Genomic DNA, 19,316 nt, shown 5'->3' with positions numbered 1-19,316 from the left:
TAAATTAAGTTCAGTCCTTCAGTATTACGTAAGACTTCTTGGTATTGCCAAGCTTGTATCCATACCTACTATGACCTCTGCTGACTTCTTACAGCAATTGTTATCCATAGTTCTGTAAAAAAAAAAAACTTTCCTATGTCTGTAAGACCTCCCCAGGTAAGAACAGTAACTTTCCCCTCATATACCTGCTATATTTACCCTAAATATCTCCGTACAACTTTGGACTTTAGTTTGTTATGCAACCTTATCCGATATTATTGGGCCTGATATAGTTTCTGTTCGTCAGGTCAAGGGTTTGCCTAGCGCTTCCTTCAGATTCCACCTCACGATGGACACCCTTGCATTTGGCTAACACTTCCCGTTGTAAAGGCGTGTTCGGGACTTGCACCCTAGAGTTACTGTCCATGCTGGGCACACATAAAATGAAAGGCCAACTACTCTTTAGTTGGCCTTTTCTAAACCCTGATTATCCTGGGTTTTTCAAAGGATATACTTATATTTTTTCTTAGAATAAGTGGCTTTAAACTTAATAATAATTAGTAATTTTGAAATAAAACAAATCCCAATAGAACAATGTCTTTTTATAATAGAAACAAAAATACAAACACGGCAGTTAAATTAAATAAGAACCTTGCTATTTCTAAATTGATTGAACTAAGTGCAGATCAACCAGAATATAGAGCTGTATTTTACAAGCGTCTTTTAAACGATAAGATATTTATCCTTGTAGACAGTAACTACTCCCCTGATGCACAATTCAATCAAGGTATAGATCCCAATATTCCTATTTTAACTTTTGACAATCAGGTTATCCCTATTTTTACCGAACAAGCTAGAATATATGACTCTGGAGCTATCACTAAAGAAGTAGAATATTTACAAGTAGATGCCAGAGCCTTTTTAGAACTATCTATAGGCTCACCAATTATTGTTAATCCTTTCTCTACTTTCTATAAAGAATTAGTACCAAATGAGATAGCGCAGATGTTAAATGGAAGTATTTTCACTCCTAATTCAGCTCCAATTATCAATGTAAAAATGAATGCTATCATTGGTAAGCCATCTAGTGAGCCTAAAGAGCTATTAGAAGACTTAAGCGATATCTTTATGAGTAATCCTTTGGTAGAAGCGGCACATTTAGGTTGGACAACCTCAGAAGAACAATTAATAGAGCCTCATTACATTATTGCTATTGAATCTAATGAGAATTCTGGTGAATTTAAACAGATCGCTAAAGAGGTTTCTGACATTGCACAAAAACATTTAAAAGGTGATCAAGTAATTGATATTATTAAATTACAATTTGGTGGAAACTTCAGTGATTATTTCTACAAGCATTCTACTGCTTTTTATCAAAAGCAATAATCTTGCATGAAAAAATTCTATTATAAAGTAATATATTATAATAATTCATAAAAAAAGGCGCTTCAAGTCGAAGCGCCTTTTTTTATGAATTATTATAAGAAAAATTCTTGTTCTAATTTTAATGGCTCGATATATTGATCGTTTTTGTATACTCTCATATTACCTGCTGATATTTCATCTATTAGAATAATTTCATTGGTAATGCTATCTCTACCAAACTCCAATTTAATATCGTATAATTCTAAAGATTTCTGAGCTAACTCTTCTTTGATTATTAAACAGATTCTTTGAGTAAGATCTTTTAAAATATCGTATTCTTTATTACTTAAGATTCCTAACATATCTAAAGCATCCTTAGAAATAGTTGGATCTTGTCTTTGGTCATCTTTAATAGTTACCTCTACAAAGCTATCTAAAGGTTGCCCTAATTCTACATAAGCCCCGTAGCGTTTGTAAAAACTTCCTACTGCTTTATAGCGACAAATAACCTCTAAACCTTTTCCAAAAGGATTAGCCTCGCGAACCACCATAGAAACATCTTCTAAGTCAGCACTCACAAAATGAGTTGGAATTCCTTTACTAGCGATTAATTCAAAGAAATGTTTAGTCATTGTAAGACCACTTCTTCCCATTCCATCAATAGTAAGACCTACTGTATTAGCTCCTGGATCAAAAACTCCATTTTCCCCTGTTACATCATCCTTAAACTTAAGAAGAACTTGTCCTTTTGAATGCTCATATACATCCTTGGTTTTACCCTTGTATTTTAAAATCATATCTGTTGTGTTGTTATTAAAGCCCAAAAATACTACAAATACCTATAATTAATAATAAAAAATGGTAATTTTATTTTATAAAAAACCCACTCCTGTATTTCAACAAGAATGGGCTAATAAAAGAAACTCAAACATTAAATTAAGCGGATATTTCAAAACTACACTGTCTCAGCATTCTTTGCATAGAAGTATTACTTAGTGGATTTGAAGATAAGTCTTGAATTTTCAGATTAATGCGATTTCTATGAATACCATTAGCAACTAAATAATCATATATTCTTTGTCCTCTTCGTTGATTTAACCAGTATTGGTATTCAAAATTCGGCGAATTTTTATCCACATACACTGTTAAATCTATATTGTATTGGTTATTTTCCAGTAAATGGTTAACAATTTGCATTAACTCGAAATCATGAGTAGAGTTAAAGTAAGAGCTATTAAAATCAAAATAAATAAAATCTACTGCTTTGTTTGCTCTTTTATAATACACCTCATTATCCGTTTGTTTTGCAGACGGCACTAGCTTAGTAGCTGGTATAACTTTTGCATTTGTGTTACTTCCACTATTCTTTGCAGAAGCATCTTGATAACTTTGATTAGATTGCATATCTCTTGAAACAACCTCATTAGATTCCTTCTGTAAACCATGATAGCTTTTTTGATTAACAGTAGCGTTAGTAGTATAGTTACCTTGTGGAGTTTGGATAGTAGTGAAATTATCTTTTTCCTGTATAACGTCTTGTCTTTTGTTTTTAGTAGACATAGTATAACCTACAGATGCATTGGCCCTTGAACTTGATGAATGGCTAACCACCACATTTGGTGATTGGCTTGTAACAGCATTAGTTTTATATACTCCTTGAGGCATTGCTGCAGAAGTATTTGCTGCCTGTACAGCTGGTACATTATAGGGAAAATCATTTTGATGCTTTTGGTTTAAAGCAGCGATTTCTTGAGCTGTTTGTTCTTGTTTTTGTTTTGATATCTCATTACTCTCAAAAGCCTTAGGAGCGATATTTAATCCCTGAGCAGAGCTGCTCACAGAATTAGAATAAGGAGCGCTGTCTCCATTTTGCACTAATCCAAAAATAACCAAAGTACCGTTTGCACCTGAGTTTACATTTACTTCTGCAGTGGTATACCCTTGAGCACTACCAACTACCTTATACACTTCTTGAGCATCTGGTCCTTGATAATAATAATTACCATTGAAGTCAGTATAAACGCTTTGTAACTTTTTACCTGTACGAGAAAAAAGATCGATTTGAGCGTTGTTAAGGGGTTGGTTATTTTGTTTATCAAAGATTCTTCCTTCTATGCGTTGGGCAACAACAAGGTTACAAAACAATACTAGGAGGGCTATCAACAACCAATGTGTTTTTTTCATAATTATTAATTTACACTGTAATATTCTAATTTGTAATAAGATGTAATTTATCATAAAAAAAACAAATACACAACAGATATTAACATTTATTAGTAGATTATACTTTAAATAACCAAGTATAAAATAAAATACCTCAATAGTATACTAGAGTATTTTTCTATCAGCTGTACTGTACAAGGCCATCTAGTCTATTTTTCTACTAAATCCACATTGGCTACTTCCCACTGATTGCTATCCATTTTAATCAGATATACGTATAGCTTATAATTGTGGTCCGTCTTATTTGCAGTTAATACAAATCTAGCTTCACTAATTCCAGCAAAACCTTTAAGTAACCTAAAATCTTCAAGATTACCAGCCTTTAAATAAATTTCTTTATCCTTAGATAACTCTTGTAGGGCAAAGTGAAAAGGTTCACTTTGTTTTAAAGCTTCCACATTTAGAATTCTTCCACAATACAACATCGAAACTATAAGAATACTTAAGGCAATAAATCCTGGCAATGAACTTGAACTAGGAGCTTCTTGAACTACTCTAGTTTGGGTCTTTATTCCGCCAATCTTGGCTTTATTGGGATTAAAACTCCAAAACACAAGTTCTAAAGGCCATACCAAAGTACCTATATTTCGCAGGATCAAATATTTTTTAGCTACTTTACTAGAGGACTCCACATGTACTATATGTAAACCAGTAAGCGCCTTGCCAATACTTCTTCCCAAAAAAATATCTTTAAAAACCAAAAACACAAAAATCAAAAAAGTAGAAGCAAAAAACACTACGATATTTTGTAAGAGAAATTGCACCATGCCCTTATCAGCGTAAGCGATGAAGCAATAAACCAACAAAAGATAAATACAAAAACAGATTAAAAAATCGATTGTAAAAGCCAGTAGGCGCTTCCAAGCATTAACAGTGGTAAAGGTGTAACTTCTCATAATAAGCATTTTCGTTTTATAGTAAAACAGTATAAATGATAAATAATTACTATTCTATAATATGTTTAAAACCAAATATATTCACTATAATGTTAAAGTAATGCAATTACTCTAATAATATTATGCCAATAATAGAAAACTTTTTTTAAAAAAAAAGGACACCATGTAGCATTGATGTCCTTCCTAATGAAAAATAAACATGAACAAATTATTAAAAGCTAACAAATAATAGTTTTTCCTTAGTCCTCATGGGGTTTAGTTTGAGCATATCTTTGAAGTAATTTTTGAACAAAAGAAATCTTGTGCTGTCCAAAAAAACTAGTCCCTATTTGATCTATATCCTCCCACATCTCGAGGTGCTCCATACATAGAAGAATGTTACATGCCAAATATAATTTAGTCATATCGGCAAACCTTGTTACATAATGAGGGCCAATACCAGCCATAGAGAAATGCTCTATTTCAAAAAGCTGCTTATTGTGTAAATATTTTTCTATTAGGGCAATATTTGTTTTTCCACTCTGAGCAGGTAATTGTTTATTTAAAAAGCTTAAACTAGTTTTAAAACACTGTAAAGCCTTGTCGTATTGTTTTAAATAATAGTAGCAAATCCCTGTATTGAATAAATTCTCAATATCATTTCTTTGGGACTCACAAAGAATTAACGCTTCAAAGTAGCGCTTTTGTAAAAGAAGAAGTATAATAAAATCGGATTGGTCTTCTTCTAGATTAGCCACAGCATAGGCCTTATCCTGTATTTTCATAATAATAACATTTTGTTCTTTTAGTAGTCAAGCCTCTTTATTCATACAACAATAGTTAATCTAAAGAGAAGCATTGTCCTAATTTACAAAATAATCTGTTAATTTCAAAAATAAAATATAATTAAATACCACTACAAAAAACAACCTTTCCCACAAAAGAACTCATTAATGCTACTAAAACCTAGCCAATCGCTAGGAGAAATTCATAGTGAAAAACTAAAACCATTTTTTGTATTTAAAGTAATACAACATTCCTAGTAAAAGAATAAACATGCCAAGTAAGGTATAGTAATAACCATTAGAGAATCCTAATTCAGGCATATTTTCAAAGTTCATTCCATAAATACCTGCAATAAAAGTCAGGGGAATAAACACCACAGATACAATGGTCAGAACCTTCATTATTTCGTTCATGCGATTACTCTGAGAGGCAAAATAATAATTGGTAGCACTATCGAGCTTATTTAAACTATACTCTATTTGATCTAGGACCTCACTACACTTATATTGTAAGCGATTAAAAAACACTCCACTCTCTTTACTTATTCCAGATACTTCCTGTCTTTCTAAGGGATAAACTTGAAGATTGTGTAAGACTTCTCTAAAGGGAATACTCGCTCTTTTAATATCTTGTAACTCTTGGGTTAATTCCTCTACTTTTATAAGCACACTTCTATGATAATTACTTTTAGCTTCTAATAAAACAAATTCTACTTTGTCCTCTACTGAGTCAAGAGCTATTAAGTAACTATCCATTAAAACATCTAATAGGGCATACAATAAAAAGCTAGCATCTTTTTTTCGTATTTGTCCTATCTTTTGTCGAATCCTCTCTCTGATAATATCGAAAAAAGAATCTGGCCTTTCTTGAAAACACAATAAAATATCTTTCTTTAAAATGAAACTTATTTGCTCCACATTCAAACTTTGGTCCTCTTTACTAACTGGAACGATTGCCTTTACAGAGAAAAATAACACCTCATCTACCTCCTCTACCCTTGTTCGTCTAGAGAAATTTAATATTTCACTGATTATATAGGATTCTACTTGAAAATACTTTCCTATTTCCTGTAAGAGCTCTATATTATGCAAACCATGTAAATCAAACCATTTAACCTGCTGTTGATCATTATGTTGTAAAGCATTCTTTATATCATTGAAATCAGTAGTGGTATATTCCTTATATTGTTGTTGATCAAATAAAAACAGCTGCATCGATATAGGGGTCTTAGCAAAAGCACCATTATACTCCAATTGATTTGGTTGAAGTTTCCTATTTTTCTTATATTTAATCCGTTTCACATTTGTAAATTTGTTTAAATATAATTTTTTTTTGTAAATTTTACTAATAACCTAGTACTACTACCAGCTACATATGACTATACTAATTAAAAATATTAAAGAACTTCTTCAAGTTAGACCCGAAAATGTTGAAATTTTAAAGGGGAAACAAATGAACAAATTACCAATTTTACAAGATGCTTACCTGATTATAAAAGATGAAATCATAGAGGATTTTGGACCTATGCAAGAGCTAGATCCTATCTTAGAGTTTGATCAAATAATAGATGCCGATCAAAAAAGTGTATTACCTACTTGGATAGATAGCCACACACATCTAGTTTACGCGGGTAATAGAGAATTAGAGTTTGTAGATAGAATAAATGGCCTTTCTTATGACGAGATCTTTCAACGAGGAGGAGGAATTTTAAATTCTGCAAAAAAACTACAGCAAACGAGCTTTGAGGAGCTTTATGAGCAATCCGCTAAGCGTTTAGAGCAAATTATTTCTCAGGGAACCGGGGCTGTAGAAATAAAATCAGGTTATGGTTTAACCCTTGAGAGTGAATTAAAAATGCTTAGGGTAATAAAACAATTAAAACAGAATTACCCAATTGAAATAAAAAGTACGTTTTTAGGAGCACATGCTTTCCCTTTAGAATATAAAGATAATCAACAAGCTTATGTGGATCTTATTACTCAAGAGATGATTCCTGCTGTTGCAAAGGAAAATCTAGCAGATTTTGTGGATGCCTTTTTAGAAACAGGCTACTTCAATAACCAACAGACTAAGCAAATTATGCAGCAAGCCAAAAAATATGGTTTAAAATCTAAAATCCATGTAAATCAATTTACCTCCATTGGTGGTATTAAGACATGTGTGGAAAATAACGCCTTATCGGTAGATCACTTAGAGGTATTGACCAAGGAGGATATAGAAATACTAAAAACAGGAAATACCATGCCTGTGGCACTTCCTACTTGCTCCTATTTTATTTCTATCCCTTATACACCTGCTAGAGAAATAATAGAAAATGGGCTACCTCTGGCTATAGCTTCCGATTATAATCCAGGTACAACTCCATCGGGTAATATGAATTTTGTAGTAGCAACTGCTTGTATTAAAATGAGAATGACTCCAGAACAAGCCATTAATGCAGCTACTATAAATGCTGCTTATGCTATGGATGTATCGAAAGATTACGGAAGTATTACAAAGGGCAAAAAAGCAAGCTTGATTATCACAAAACCTTTAAATTCCTTTTATGAATTACCTTATGCTTTTGCAAGCAATAACATTGACACGGTAATCTTAAAAGGTAAAATACAAAACTATAGTTAACGTTTTAAAACAACACAATGAGCGCACAAAGTAAACTTAAAGTCTTAACGCAAACAGATTTATTCCAATACACCAATTATAGAAATGGAGAAATTAAATTTGGTGAACGTGTTTTTGTTGCACAAAACAAAGATAACTGGCAGCAAGAATTCAAGGAAAATCCTTGTAAGTACATTATTGTTGGTATTCCAGAAGACATTGGAATTAAAGCGAACTTTGGAAGAACAGGTAGTAAAGGGGCTTGGCAAAGCTTTCTGAAAACATTTTTAAACCTACAGCACAACCGCTTTTGTAAAGGAACATGGGTGGGAATATTAGGTTGTTTTGATTTTACTACTCTTTTAGAAAAAGCACAAAACCTAGATCCTAATAACAAAGAACAGCGTAAAGATTTATTCGCATTAGTACAATTAATTGACAAGGAAGTATCTCATATTATAGCCAAGATTGTAGGTATGGGTAAAATTCCTATTATAATTGGGGGCGGCCACAATAATTCCTATGGCAATATAAAAGGCACCGCGCTAGCCAAGGGAAAAGCAATTAATGTAATTAATTTTGATGCACATACAGATTTTAGACCTTTAGAAGGACGTCATAGTGGAAATGGTTTTTCTTATGCCTTTGAAGAAGGTTTTTTAAAGAAATATTTTATTTGGGGATTACATGAGAATTACACCTCTAAATCTATCTTTTCTCAGATCAAACAACACCAAGACAGAATAAAATACAACACCTATGAGCAAATAGCCATTCGCAAAGAAAAAAACTTCGCAACTGAAATAATTGAGGCTCAGAACCATATCGAAAAGGATTTCTACGGTTTAGAAATAGACATGGACTCCTTTCCTATGGTGGCAAGTAGCGCTATAACCCCAACAGGCTTTAGTATTGAGCAAGCTAGAGAATTTATCCATCATTTTTCACAAAGCAAAAACGTAGCTTACCTGCACCTTTGTGAGGGAGCTCCAGATTTAGACACACCCCAAAATCAACATTTAGTAGGTAAACTAATGGGGTATTTGGTAACTGATTTTATTAAAGCAAATTATTAGACAAGAGTGAATATATTACTGATAGAAGATGATAAACGCATTAGTGAGTTTATATGCAAGGGCTTAATGGAAAACAATTTTCAAGTAGAATTAGCTCCTAATGGACAAATTGCCAGGGAGTTAATTTTAAAACAGCCCTGGGACATTATACTAATGGATATAATGCTTCCAGATATAGACGGTATTGAGCTTACAAAACTAATACGTTTTAAAAAAATATATACTCCAATACTTATTATAAGCGCCTTAAGTGACACAAGTGACAAAATAGTAGCCTTAGATAGTGGAGCGGATGATTACATCACAAAACCATTTCACTTTAATGAATTACTCTCTCGTATTAACGCTCTAAGTAGAAGAACCAAGTTTAATTATTTAAATCAGGATACTTTCTACCAATGTGGAAGTTTGAAAATAGATCATCAAAAACACCAAGCCTTTCAAGAGGAAGTGCTATTGGACTTGTCTCCTACAGAATATAAATTGCTTTTATTTTTAATGGAAAACAAAAATAAAGTACTTACAAGAACCCAAATTTTACAAACCGTATGGTCTATCTCCTATGATACCAATACCAATGTAGTAGATGTGTATATTTCCTATCTAAGAAACAAACTATCTGCTGAGAATAAGAAACTAATCCATACTGTCAAAGGCAGAGGATATATGCTAGAGGATTTATCATGAACCTAAGAAAACGATTAACCATTTACTCCACCACTATTTTTGGTGTAGTATTCTTTATATGTGCTTTGTTAATTTTAGTGGCTTTTTATAGATCCTCTACCAATATTATTTACAAAGAACTTAAAAACGATGCTTTACTAACAGCCTTTTATTATTTAGAAAAAGATGAACTTCCTTTGAAGGAACATTGGTTAATTAGTAAAGAATTTGAACAAAATATAAAGAGAAATAAAATCGTTATCTACAATAGCAAAGACGCTATTGCTTATGGAAACACAGTAGCTGACCAAAATATTACTCCAAAAATTCTGGAGAGTATTCGTCAAAAAAAATCCTTAGACTTTAAGATTGAAAACAATTTTTACCAAGGAATTTTCTACCCAGATAACCAAGGAGACTTTGTAGTTATCACCACTGCAACTACCACTACTTTTAATGGTCAAATAAACAGCTTACTTCTTATCTTATTGTTTGTTTTTTTAACGGGACTTTTAGCCATTTACTTTGTGAGTATATACATTAGCAATGTAGCGTATAGGCCTTTAAAGCAAATCGTTAAAAAAGTGAATCAAATTAGTTATACTAATTTAGATACTCCTATTGAGGTCCCTAATTCAAAAGATGAATTAGCAAGCTTAATCAGCTCTTATAATGGCCTACTGAATCGGGTAGCCCAAAGTATCAGTAATCAAAAGAACTTCATCAATTATGCCTCTCATGAGTTTAAATCTCCGCTAACAGCCATTAGCGGGAATTTAGAGGTATTTGCCCAGCGTCCTAGAACACAACAGGAATACCAGCAAATGGCAAAAAATGTATTAGATAGTGTATATAAAATAGAAAATATTCTAAATAATCTTTTACTTCTTAGTTCCTTAGAAGTTCGAGAATATACTAAAATCCCAGTAAGGGTGGATGAAATACTTTGGAAGGTACACCACTCTATTGCTAGTAAAACAAAGGCTATAATCTTAGTGGAAATTTTAGTGGAAGACTTTAGTGACTTAAAGCTAATGGCCAATGAAACCTTACTTGAGCTTGCTTTATTTAATTTAGTGGATAATGCTGTAAAATACGGTCAAGACAAGCCCGTAGGACTACGCCTTTTTAAACAAGGAGATCGACTTTGTTTGAAAATAACTGATAAAGGAAAAGGGATTTCAGAGGCTGAAATCCCTTTAATTACAAATATATTTTATCGTAGTACTCAAAACAGTCACCTTCCAGGAAGTGGTATAGGACTTACCCTTACTTGTGCTATTTTAGAACTACATAACATCGACTTTTCCCTAGAATCCACTTTGGATAAGGGCACCGAGATTACATTACTTTTTTAAAGCCAAATTGTTCTATATACATATCTAAAAGTACTATAGCACACATAGCCTCTACAATTGGAACTGCTCTTGGTAAAACACAAGCATCATGCCTGCCTTTACCTTGTACAATAACAGCATTACCTTTGGTATCAATACTATTTTGATCTTTCATCAAAGTTGCAGTTGGTTTAAAGGCAACATTAAAATAAATATCCATACCATTGCTTATACCACCTACAATACCACCTGCATTATTACTCGAGGTTTTACCTCCAGGTAATATTGGATCATTATGCTGACTTCCCTTTAAGTGAGTGGCTGCAAAACCAAGTCCAAACTCTACTCCTTTTACAGCGTTAATACTAAGCATTGCTTTGGCTAGTTCCGCATCTAAGCGATCAAATACTGGTTCTCCTAAACCAATAGGAACATTCTGTACCACACACATAATTGTACCACCAATAGAATCACCGTCCTTTTTAATTACTTTAATTAACTCCTCCATTTCTTGAGCCTTTTGTGGACAAGCACAACGAACTGGATTATTTTCAATGGTAGAAAAATCCAATTCTTCATATGGTTTTTCTACCTTTATATCTCCTACGCTATTTACCATAGCTGTAATACGAATATCTCTTAAAACCTGTTTGGCGATAGCCCCAGCGACAACACGAGAAGCAGTTTCCCTAGCTGAGCTACGCCCTCCTCCTCTATGGTCTCTATGGCCATACTTTTGATCATATACATAATCGGCATGACTTGGACGATATATATCTTTGATATGATCGTAATCCTTACTCTTTGAGTTAGTATTTTCAATAATAAAACCAATAGGGGTACCTGTAGTTTTCCCGTCAAAGATTCCAGATAAAAATCGAACTTTATCTTCTTCCTTACGCTGGGTTACAATTTTACTTTGCCCTGGTTTTCTTCTATCCATCTCTTGTTGGATAGCTTCTAAATCCAAGACAACTCCACTAGGACAACCATCGATAATTCCACCAATAGCCTCTCCGTGAGATTCTCCAAATGTTGTAACTCTAAAGCGATTTCCAAATGTATTGCCTGCCATAAATGTTGTATTTACTACAAGTTTAGCAATTTTTTGAGACTTTAGATAGCATAAATAACAAATTAAAATTGCTAATTACTTAACTAACTCATTATTAGAGGTCAAAAGACAAGAATAAAAACACAACTTTACTTTGGCTCTTAATAAAAACCTAATTCTTATATAATAAAAGCCTATAGGCCTTGACTTATACCGTTATTTGTCCTGCTAAATGAAACTTACAATAAACAAAAAAGGCTAGCAATCCTATTGTAAATTTTGGATTACTAGCCTTTTTTAGGTTCTACAACCTACTATTGCTGGTCGTTTAAATCTTGGTTTATTTGTTTGTCAATAAATTGATCGGATTTTTGTTTTAACTGATCTACTTTGGTTTTTACTTGATCCTGTACAATATCACTTGTATCGTGTAATTGTTGCTTAGCTTGATCTGCTAATAAAGCCGCTCTATCTAATGCCTCTTGACTTGCGCTAGTAGCTTGATCTTTTAACTCACTAGCTACTTGCTGTCCTTGTGCAGCCTTCTCTTGCAGAGTTTCCCCTAAATTCGATGCAGCTTCTTTTGTTTTCTCCCACAAATCTGATGCAGTATCTTTTGCCTTATCTGCTAAGTCAGATACAGCTTGTTGGGTTTGATCGATAGCTTGGTTTACTTTATTTGTTAAATCTTGGTCTGTTGATTTTTGATCACTCATGGTAATATTTACTTTAGCTTGTTAATAGTATACACAAGTTACAACTATTTAAAACAAAAGCAAGAACATACTTACTCTATTATAAAAATAATTATTCTTTTCTAGATAAAATAACACAACACTCCCTTAAAATAATAAAACGATTGTATTTATGAGTAATATAAATACAAACAGCCACCCAATCTTAGATTTTCTAAAAAGGATGGCTGTTTGCATTTAGTCACTAAAATAGGTAGTAACTTATTTGTTGTTAGGGTATAGATTCAATACCACAGAGGTATTTTGTCTAACCTTTTGTACTAACTCTGGGTCTTCATTGAGTTTCTTTCCAAAAGAAGGAATCATCTCAGTAAATTTTTCTTGCCACTCTTCAGAGGCAAATTCCGCTGGAAAACACTTCTTAAGTAATTTAATCATAATAGAAGTAGAAGTAGATGCTCCAGGAGATGCACCCAATAGAGCTGCAATTGATCCGTCTTGAGAATTAACTACTTCTGTACCAAATTGCAATATACCCTTTCCTGTTTTTGGATCTTTTTTAATCACTTGAACTCTTTGTCCAGCTTGCTCTAGAGTCCAATCTTTAGCATCTGCATCAGGGAAGTAATCTTTTAAAGCATTTAAACGAGCATCTTTACTTTGGAGTACCTGTCCAATTAGGTACTTAGTTAAATCTATGTTGCGTAAACCAGCCCCAATCATTGGACCAATATTATTAAGTTCTAAAGATTTAAATAAATCCAGGTAGGATCCATATTTCAAAAACTTAGTGGAAAAACCTGCATATGGTCCAAACAATAAAGATTGTTTTCCATCGATAAAACGAGTATCTAAGTGGGGAACACTCATTGGAGGAGCTCCTACAGATGCTTGTCCATAGACTTTGGCCATATGTTTATTTACAATTTCCGGATTCCTACAAACTAGCCATTGTCCACCTACTGGGAAGCCACCAAATCCTTTACTTTCTGGAATATTCGCTTTTTGCAAAAGCAAAATAGCTCCACCACCTGCGCCTACAAAGACAAATTTTGCATCCACTTGTCTTTTTTGTCCAGTCTTACTACATGATGATACTACTGTCCATTTATCCTTATTGCGTTTAATATCCTTAACCTGTGTAGAGAAATGAATATTAAAATTCTCTTGCGCATTCAAATAAGAAAACATTTGAGTAGTTAGCTCTCCAAAGTTTACATCTGTACCAAGTGGCATAAAAGTGGCAGCATATGGCTGACTCTCCACTCTATTTTGCATTAAAAGTGGTGCCCACTCTTTAATCTTTTTACTGTCTTTTGTAAATTCCATGCCATGGAATAAAGGATATTTCAAAAGTTCTTGGTAACGTTTGTCTAAAAAATCTACATTTTTATCTCCCCATACAAAGCTCATGTGAGGAACAGAGTGAATAAATGAACCTGGTTCTTTCAATGCTCCTTTTTCTACTAAATAAGCCCAAAACTGTCGAGATACCTCAAATTGTTCTACAATATTAATTGCTTTACTAGCATCAATTCTCCCACTTGCCTTTTGGGGTGTGTAGTTTAGCTCGCAAAAAGCAGAATGTCCTGTTCCTGCGTTATTCATAGCATCAGAACTCTCTATTGCAGCTTGTTCTAAACGCTCGATTACTTGTATTTTTAAATTTGGATTTAGTTCTTTTAGTAGTACACCTAGTGTGGCACTCATTATACCAGCACCTACTAAAACAACATCTGCCTCTATTTTTTGTATGGTTGACATTTTATGTGGTTTATTTTTCTACAAAATTAGTTTATTCTTTGTTTGGTAATAGGTAATGTTTTATTAAAAAAACAGTAAATTAAGTAATTTATTTGTTCATATAATCCTGCAAAATAATAGTTGCAGCGATCTGATCAATTAAAGCTTTATTCTGTCTTTGTTTTTTCTTCAGACCCCCATCGATCATCGTTTGGAAAGCCATTTTGGAGGTAAATCGTTCATCCATGCGTTCAATGGGCATACCTGGGAAAGTCTTGGTAAGCTTTTCAACAAAACTATTGATGAGTACACTAATAGTTGATGGCTCGTCATTAAGGCGTTTAGGATCCCCTATAATTATTTTCTCTACTTGCTCTTTGGCTAAATAGTCTTTTAAAAAAGCCATTAATTCCTCAGTGGCTACAGTAGTTAAGCCCGAAGCGATAATCTGCATTGGATCACTAACGGCAATCCCTGTTCTTTTTTGACCGTAATCAATAGCTAACAATCTAGACATCAATAGTTTTGTATTATATTTTTATTAGTAGGTAAAAGTTCCGTAAGTAGAAGAGATAGTTAATTTCTTAGTATCTGACTCCTCTACACGTCCTACAATTTGAGCCTTTACGTTGAAAGATTCAGAAATGGCAATAATATCTTGGGCTACCTCAGGTTTTACGTATAATTCCATACGGTGTCCACAGTTAAATACCTGGTACATTTCTCTCCAATTTGTATTACTTTGCTCTTGGATTAATTTAAATAATGGTGGGATTTCAAACATATTATCCTTAATCACATGCACATTATCCACAAAGTGTAAAATCTTAGTTTGAGCTCCACCACTACAGTGAATCATACCGTGAATTTGCTCTGCTGTATATTTATCCAAAATTGCTTTAATAATTGGAGCATATGTTCTTGTTGGAGAAAGAACTAATTGTCCTGCGTCAATTGGTGAATCTTCTACTTTATCAGTTAGCTGTACTTTTCCAGAGTATACTAGTTCTTGCGGAACAGCACTGTCATAACTCTCTGGGTATTTTGTAGCTAAACTATGATCAAATACATCATGTCTTGCAGAAGTAAGTCCGTTACTTCCCATTCCACCATTGTATTTAGTCTCATAAGAAGCTTGTCCAAAAGATTCTAATCCAACTATTACATCTCCAGGAGCAATATTAGCATTGTCAATTACATCGCTTCTTTTCATACGAGCAGTAACGGTAGAATCTACAATAATTGTTCTAACAATATCACCTACATCGGCTGTTTCTCCTCCAGTAGAATGTATAGTAACCCCGAATTTTTCCAATTCTTGGATTAGCTCCTCTGTTCCATTAATAATGGCAGAGATAACCTCAGCAGGAACTAGATTCTTATTACGTCCAATAGTACTGGATAATAAAATATTATCAGTTGCACCTACACATAATAAGTCATCAATATTCATAATTAAGGCATCTTGAGCAATACCCTTCCAAACAGAAAGATCTCCTGTTTCTTTCCAGTACATATAAGCCAAAGAGGATTTAGTTCCTGCTCCATCGGCATGCATAATTAAACAGTACTCTGGGTCATTGGTTAAGTGATCAGGAATGATCTTACAAAATGCTTTAGGAAATAATCCTTTATCAATGTTTTTAATAGCGTTGTGAACGTCTTCTTTCTCCGCAGAAACCCCGCGAAGCGCGTATCTATTATTCGTATTCATAAAAAGTGTGTTGTTTGCGCAAATTTAATGCTAATGTTTGGCTTAAACAATGAATTTACCCAATAGATTTAGGATTAATTCTTTTATCATTTATTTAGTAATAAAAATAAAAAAATCTACTATTTACATAGTAGATTTTGGTTATTTATATTGTTTGTAGTACAGAAATTAAAACATCTATATCTTGTTTTGTGTTTTCGTGAGAAAAAGATAGTCTCAAGCTAGGTTTTTTCAAATCCTCTTCACATAAGAATTGGCTTAAAACGTGAGATGGCTTCTGACTTCCACTCTGACAGGCACTACCTCTAGACACGGCAATACCTTTCATATCTAATTGAAAAAGCATCATAGCTGCCTTTTCTTGAGAAAGTGGTAAAAGGACATTTACAATATTGTAAAACCCTTTATTATCTCCGTTGAATTTCACCTCTGGATAAACTTCACTTAATTTCTCTTTACAGTATTTTTTTAAGGAAGAAATATGTTCTCTTTCTTTATCTAAAAGATCGTAAGCCATTTCTAAGGCTTTTGCCATTCCAACTACTTGGTGTACTCCTTCAGTTCCTGCTCTTAAACCTTTTTCTTGTTCTCCTCCAAAAATTACTGGACGTAAAACGTTGTTTTTACGAATAAAAGCAAAACCAATGCCTTTTGGTCCGTGGAATTTATGAGCACTAGCTACGATAAAGTCAATTGGCAACTGTTCCAAATTGATTTCTGTTTTACCAACCGATTGTACAGTATCACAATGAAAAAGACAATTATAGTCTTTGCACAAATGTGCTACCTTGTGTAAATCTAATTCTGTACCTACTTCATTGTTAACATGCATAAGACTGATTAAAGTCTTTTTATCTGTGCCACTTATTAATTGCTCTAAGTGATTGTAGTCAATTTGGCTATCCTCTAAAATATTCACGAATTCCACTTCAATTCCATAAGCCTTTTTTAATTGGGCTATGGTATTTAAAACAGCGTGATGCTCTAATTGACTTGTAATAATACGCTCTACTTTTAAATCTCGAACTGCACTAGTTAAAATCCAGTTATTTGCCTCTGTTCCACATGAAGTGAAAATAATCTCGGAAGAGGATACATTAAATGCTTTAGCTATGGATTTTCTAGCATTTTCCATTAAAGCCTTAGCATGACGACCAATTGCATAAGTAGAAGAAGGATTTCCATAATCATTTCTCAAAACCTTTACCATTTCTTCTATAACCTCTGGTCTAACAGAAGTAGTTGCTGCATTGTCTAAATATATATGTTCCATTGTATTGTAAAATTTTATTTTTATTTTTTATAATTTTGGTTAGTTATATCTTTATAGTTGAGGGATTGCAAATGTAACAAATCTTAAAATTAATACAAGTTTTTTACCCTTACATAAATCATTTTCATTAATAACACTTAATTGATTTCATCGATACGTATATTTTGTGATTTTAAAACTCTTTTGGCTAATAAACCAAAAAACAATAGATACACAAAACATAACAAACTAATGACATAGGAGTTATGAATACCAATTATATCGGCTACCTTCCCTTGTATAGGAGGGATAATTCCCCCACCTAAAATCATCATAATTAAAAAAGACGAACCCTGAGCGGTATATTTACCTAATCCCATAATAGCTATATTAAAGATAGCTGGCCATAAAATACTACATGCTAATCCACCTGCTAAAAAGGCATAAATAGCCAGAGTACCACTACTAAGTAAACCTACAATCATAGCCGCGCAGCCCATAAAACTAAATAAGATCATGGTTCTAGCACTTTTATTATTGGCATAAAAACTAAAGGCAATTTGAATTACAATACAAATACTATAATAGTATAAGCCCTGCATGTCATTACCAGCTAATTCATTGGCTAAAAGAATGACAAAATAAGCCACAAAAGGCACTAAAATCAAACAAAATATACGCCAAAAAGGTTTCAAATTAAAAATACTTACCGCACCGGCCCATCTTCCTATCATCAAACTTCCCCAGTACATAGAAATATAAGGTCCAATTTGAGAGGATTGTAATGCGCCGAATTCAGGCAACTTAAGTAATTCTCCTAGATTACTTCCTATGGCAACTTCTACTCCAACATAACAAAAAATGGCAAACATCCCCAAGAGTAATTGAGGGTATTGCATAGCTCCCCATCCTTTAGTACTTTTTTGACTTTCTTTATAAGCATAAAAAATGCACCCAGCTATAACTAACAAGGCCAAAAACAAAAACATAATACGCTGGTTCTCTAAAGGAGCCTGTAAAACATGTAAACTATCTTGTAAAACGCTTAAAGTAGAGCTATCCACAGTAGTACTGCTTTGGATTAACTCATTTATTTGCTTTTCTAAAGCCATAGAGGCATAATGTTCCTTGGTAGTATAGGTATAAAACACATAAGAAAACACTCCTAAAAGCAATAAACTCATCGCTATAAGTAAGATTAAGGCTTTTTTGGCTGGTTCCATCACTGCTTTACTAGTTCCTTTTGGAATACTTTTAGAAAAATAAAACAGCATGGCAGCAATTAAAAAAAGTGCTCCTATCCCCACATATAATAAGGACATACTATCCAAAGAAAGGTGTTTAATATCTTGATCACTTATGTTTTTAGTAGTTCCAAAAAGCCCATAAGCCATAAGTAAAGGACCTATTGTGCCTCCTAAAGAATTTATTCCTCCAGCTAAACTTACCCTTGAAGTCCCTGTCTTAGGGTCTCCTAAGGAAATAGCTAAGGGATTTGCGGCGATTTGTTGTAAGGAAAATCCAAGTGCTACGATAAAAAGCCCTATTAGAAGTGCTAAATAGATACTAACACTCACTGCCCATACCATAGCTACTGCTCCAAGGACAGAGAATAGCAGTCCATATACAATAGAGTTTTTGTATCCCCACTTACTTACCAAGTCTACCTTAGTTATAGAGCTATATAAAAACATACCTAATGCTCCAGTATAATAAGCGGTATAAAAAGAGAAGTCAATCAGCTGGCTTTGAAACTGATCTAAAGAGAAATAATCTTTACAAAAGGGAATAAAAATACTATTACCCGCGGCGAAAAAGCCCCAAAAGAAAAAGACAACTACCAAAGTATAAAGCCCTGAGTAATTGGTTTTAATAGCTTGCTTATGCATATAAAAGAATTAACAATAAAGTTGGATCATAGGGTAAAGATAATTAAATAAGCTTTTATAC

Annotated in this window: 17 protein-coding genes; 5 read left to right on the top strand and 12 right to left on the bottom strand. The window is 33.3% G+C overall.

Annotated elements, in window-relative coordinates:
* The first annotated feature begins 573 nt into the window (after positions 1-573).
* Positions 574-1,365: an enhanced serine sensitivity protein SseB C-terminal domain-containing protein gene (locus ACYSNX_RS06880; protein WP_461753943.1), complete on the top strand. Its 792-nt coding sequence runs from the start codon at positions 574-576 to the stop codon at positions 1,363-1,365.
* A gap of 92 nt (positions 1,366-1,457) precedes the next feature.
* Here the strand turns inward: ACYSNX_RS06880 and ACYSNX_RS06875 are convergent, their stop codons facing one another.
* The 5 genes from ACYSNX_RS06875 to corA form a co-directional block, all read right to left on the bottom strand.
* Positions 1,458-2,141 carry a phosphoribosylaminoimidazolesuccinocarboxamide synthase gene (locus tag ACYSNX_RS06875; protein ID WP_461753942.1) on the bottom strand — a complete coding sequence of 228 codons (684 nt, stop codon included), beginning with the start codon at positions 2,139-2,141 and terminating at the stop codon, positions 1,458-1,460.
* A 139-nt stretch (positions 2,142-2,280) separates the two neighbouring features.
* Positions 2,281-3,528, bottom strand: coding sequence for a carboxypeptidase regulatory-like domain-containing protein (locus tag ACYSNX_RS06870; RefSeq protein WP_461753941.1), 1,248 nt, complete (start codon positions 3,526-3,528; stop codon positions 2,281-2,283).
* 188 nt (positions 3,529-3,716) lie between these two features.
* Positions 3,717-4,463, bottom strand: a complete 747-nt coding sequence (locus ACYSNX_RS06865) for an RDD family protein (protein WP_461753940.1) — start codon at positions 4,461-4,463, stop codon at positions 3,717-3,719.
* Positions 4,464-4,702: 239 nt separating this feature from the next.
* Positions 4,703-5,227, bottom strand: a complete 525-nt coding sequence (locus ACYSNX_RS06860; protein ID WP_461753939.1) for a tetratricopeptide repeat protein — start codon at positions 5,225-5,227, stop codon at positions 4,703-4,705.
* A 216-nt stretch (positions 5,228-5,443) separates the two neighbouring features.
* The gene (gene corA / locus ACYSNX_RS06855; protein ID WP_461753938.1) at positions 5,444-6,529 is read right to left on the bottom strand and encodes a magnesium/cobalt transporter CorA; all 1,086 of its coding nucleotides are present in this window, start codon (positions 6,527-6,529) and stop codon (positions 5,444-5,446) included.
* 73 nt (positions 6,530-6,602) lie between these two features.
* Here corA and hutI point away from each other — a divergent pair, with 73 nt between their 5' ends.
* From hutI to ACYSNX_RS06835, 4 genes are read left to right on the top strand one after another with little or no spacing between them, the layout of a single operon-like run.
* Complete coding sequence (hutI, locus tag ACYSNX_RS06850; RefSeq protein ID WP_461753937.1) at positions 6,603-7,850, top strand: imidazolonepropionase; 1,248 nt, start codon at positions 6,603-6,605, stop codon at positions 7,848-7,850.
* Positions 7,851-7,867: 17 nt separating this feature from the next.
* Positions 7,868-8,905: a formimidoylglutamase gene (locus tag ACYSNX_RS06845; protein WP_461753936.1), complete on the top strand. Its 1,038-nt coding sequence runs from the start codon at positions 7,868-7,870 to the stop codon at positions 8,903-8,905.
* Between the two features lie 6 nt (positions 8,906-8,911).
* On the top strand, positions 8,912-9,592 hold the full coding sequence (locus ACYSNX_RS06840; RefSeq protein ID WP_461753935.1) for a response regulator transcription factor: 681 nt from the start codon (positions 8,912-8,914) through the stop codon (positions 9,590-9,592).
* Positions 9,589-10,929, top strand: a complete 1,341-nt coding sequence (locus tag ACYSNX_RS06835; protein WP_461753934.1) for a HAMP domain-containing sensor histidine kinase — start codon at positions 9,589-9,591, stop codon at positions 10,927-10,929. Before ACYSNX_RS06840 ends, ACYSNX_RS06835 begins: the two co-directional genes overlap by 4 nt.
* On the opposite strand, the gene aroC is transcribed toward ACYSNX_RS06835, so the two are convergent.
* From aroC to ACYSNX_RS06800, 7 genes are all read right to left on the bottom strand, one after another.
* Entirely contained in the window at positions 10,913-11,983 is a 1,071-nt protein-coding gene (gene aroC, locus ACYSNX_RS06830; RefSeq protein WP_461753933.1) for a chorismate synthase, read from the bottom strand. The two genes, ACYSNX_RS06835 and aroC, sit on opposite strands and share 17 nt — an antisense overlap.
* A gap of 293 nt (positions 11,984-12,276) precedes the next feature.
* Positions 12,277-12,678 (bottom strand): hypothetical protein, encoded by a 402-nt coding sequence (locus ACYSNX_RS06825; protein ID WP_461753932.1) that lies wholly within the window; start codon positions 12,676-12,678, stop codon positions 12,277-12,279.
* A 240-nt stretch (positions 12,679-12,918) separates the two neighbouring features.
* Positions 12,919-14,421: a malate dehydrogenase (quinone) gene (mqo, locus tag ACYSNX_RS06820; protein ID WP_461753931.1), complete on the bottom strand. Its 1,503-nt coding sequence runs from the start codon at positions 14,419-14,421 to the stop codon at positions 12,919-12,921.
* Between the two features lie 88 nt (positions 14,422-14,509).
* Positions 14,510-14,917 carry a Holliday junction resolvase RuvX gene (ruvX, locus tag ACYSNX_RS06815; protein ID WP_461753930.1) on the bottom strand — a complete coding sequence of 136 codons (408 nt, stop codon included), beginning with the start codon at positions 14,915-14,917 and terminating at the stop codon, positions 14,510-14,512.
* Between the two features lie 24 nt (positions 14,918-14,941).
* Positions 14,942-16,114, bottom strand: coding sequence for an AIR synthase related protein (locus ACYSNX_RS06810; protein WP_461753929.1), 1,173 nt, complete (start codon positions 16,112-16,114; stop codon positions 14,942-14,944).
* Positions 16,115-16,259: 145 nt separating this feature from the next.
* Positions 16,260-17,387, bottom strand: coding sequence for a cysteine desulfurase family protein (locus tag ACYSNX_RS06805; protein ID WP_461753928.1), 1,128 nt, complete (start codon positions 17,385-17,387; stop codon positions 16,260-16,262).
* A gap of 137 nt (positions 17,388-17,524) precedes the next feature.
* Positions 17,525-19,255, bottom strand: coding sequence for an MFS transporter (locus ACYSNX_RS06800; RefSeq protein WP_461753927.1), 1,731 nt, complete (start codon positions 19,253-19,255; stop codon positions 17,525-17,527).
* Positions 19,256-19,316: the final 61 nt, after the last annotated feature.

Source organism: Myroides sp. LJL115 (assembly GCF_054871665.1).
The sequence above is the reverse complement of the archived record's forward strand: the minus strand, read 5'-3'. Positions and strand labels throughout refer to the sequence as shown.

Bases quoted from the DNA above. Each gene is read 5' to 3' on its own strand.
- ACYSNX_RS06880 (WP_461753943.1), top strand. From the start codon at position 574: ATGTCTTTTTATAATAGAAACAAAAATACAAACACGGCAGTTAAATTA.
- ACYSNX_RS06875 (WP_461753942.1), bottom strand. From the start codon at position 2,141: ATGATTTTAAAATACAAGGGTAAAACCAAGGATGTATATGAGCATTCA.
- ACYSNX_RS06870 (WP_461753941.1), bottom strand. From the start codon at position 3,528: ATGAAAAAAACACATTGGTTGTTGATAGCCCTCCTAGTATTGTTTTGT.
- ACYSNX_RS06865 (WP_461753940.1), bottom strand. From the start codon at position 4,463: ATGAGAAGTTACACCTTTACCACTGTTAATGCTTGGAAGCGCCTACTG.
- ACYSNX_RS06860 (WP_461753939.1), bottom strand. From the start codon at position 5,227: ATGAAAATACAGGATAAGGCCTATGCTGTGGCTAATCTAGAAGAAGAC.
- hutI (WP_461753937.1), top strand. From the start codon at position 6,603: ATGACTATACTAATTAAAAATATTAAAGAACTTCTTCAAGTTAGACCC.
- ACYSNX_RS06845 (WP_461753936.1), top strand. From the start codon at position 7,868: ATGAGCGCACAAAGTAAACTTAAAGTCTTAACGCAAACAGATTTATTC.
- ACYSNX_RS06835 (WP_461753934.1), top strand. From the start codon at position 9,589: ATGAACCTAAGAAAACGATTAACCATTTACTCCACCACTATTTTTGGT.
- aroC (WP_461753933.1), bottom strand. From the start codon at position 11,983: ATGGCAGGCAATACATTTGGAAATCGCTTTAGAGTTACAACATTTGGA.
- ACYSNX_RS06825 (WP_461753932.1), bottom strand. From the start codon at position 12,678: ATGAGTGATCAAAAATCAACAGACCAAGATTTAACAAATAAAGTAAAC.
- mqo (WP_461753931.1), bottom strand. From the start codon at position 14,421: ATGTCAACCATACAAAAAATAGAGGCAGATGTTGTTTTAGTAGGTGCT.
- ruvX (WP_461753930.1), bottom strand. From the start codon at position 14,917: ATGTCTAGATTGTTAGCTATTGATTACGGTCAAAAAAGAACAGGGATT.
- ACYSNX_RS06810 (WP_461753929.1), bottom strand. From the start codon at position 16,114: ATGAATACGAATAATAGATACGCGCTTCGCGGGGTTTCTGCGGAGAAA.
- ACYSNX_RS06805 (WP_461753928.1), bottom strand. From the start codon at position 17,387: ATGGAACATATATATTTAGACAATGCAGCAACTACTTCTGTTAGACCA.
- ACYSNX_RS06800 (WP_461753927.1), bottom strand. From the start codon at position 19,255: ATGCATAAGCAAGCTATTAAAACCAATTACTCAGGGCTTTATACTTTG.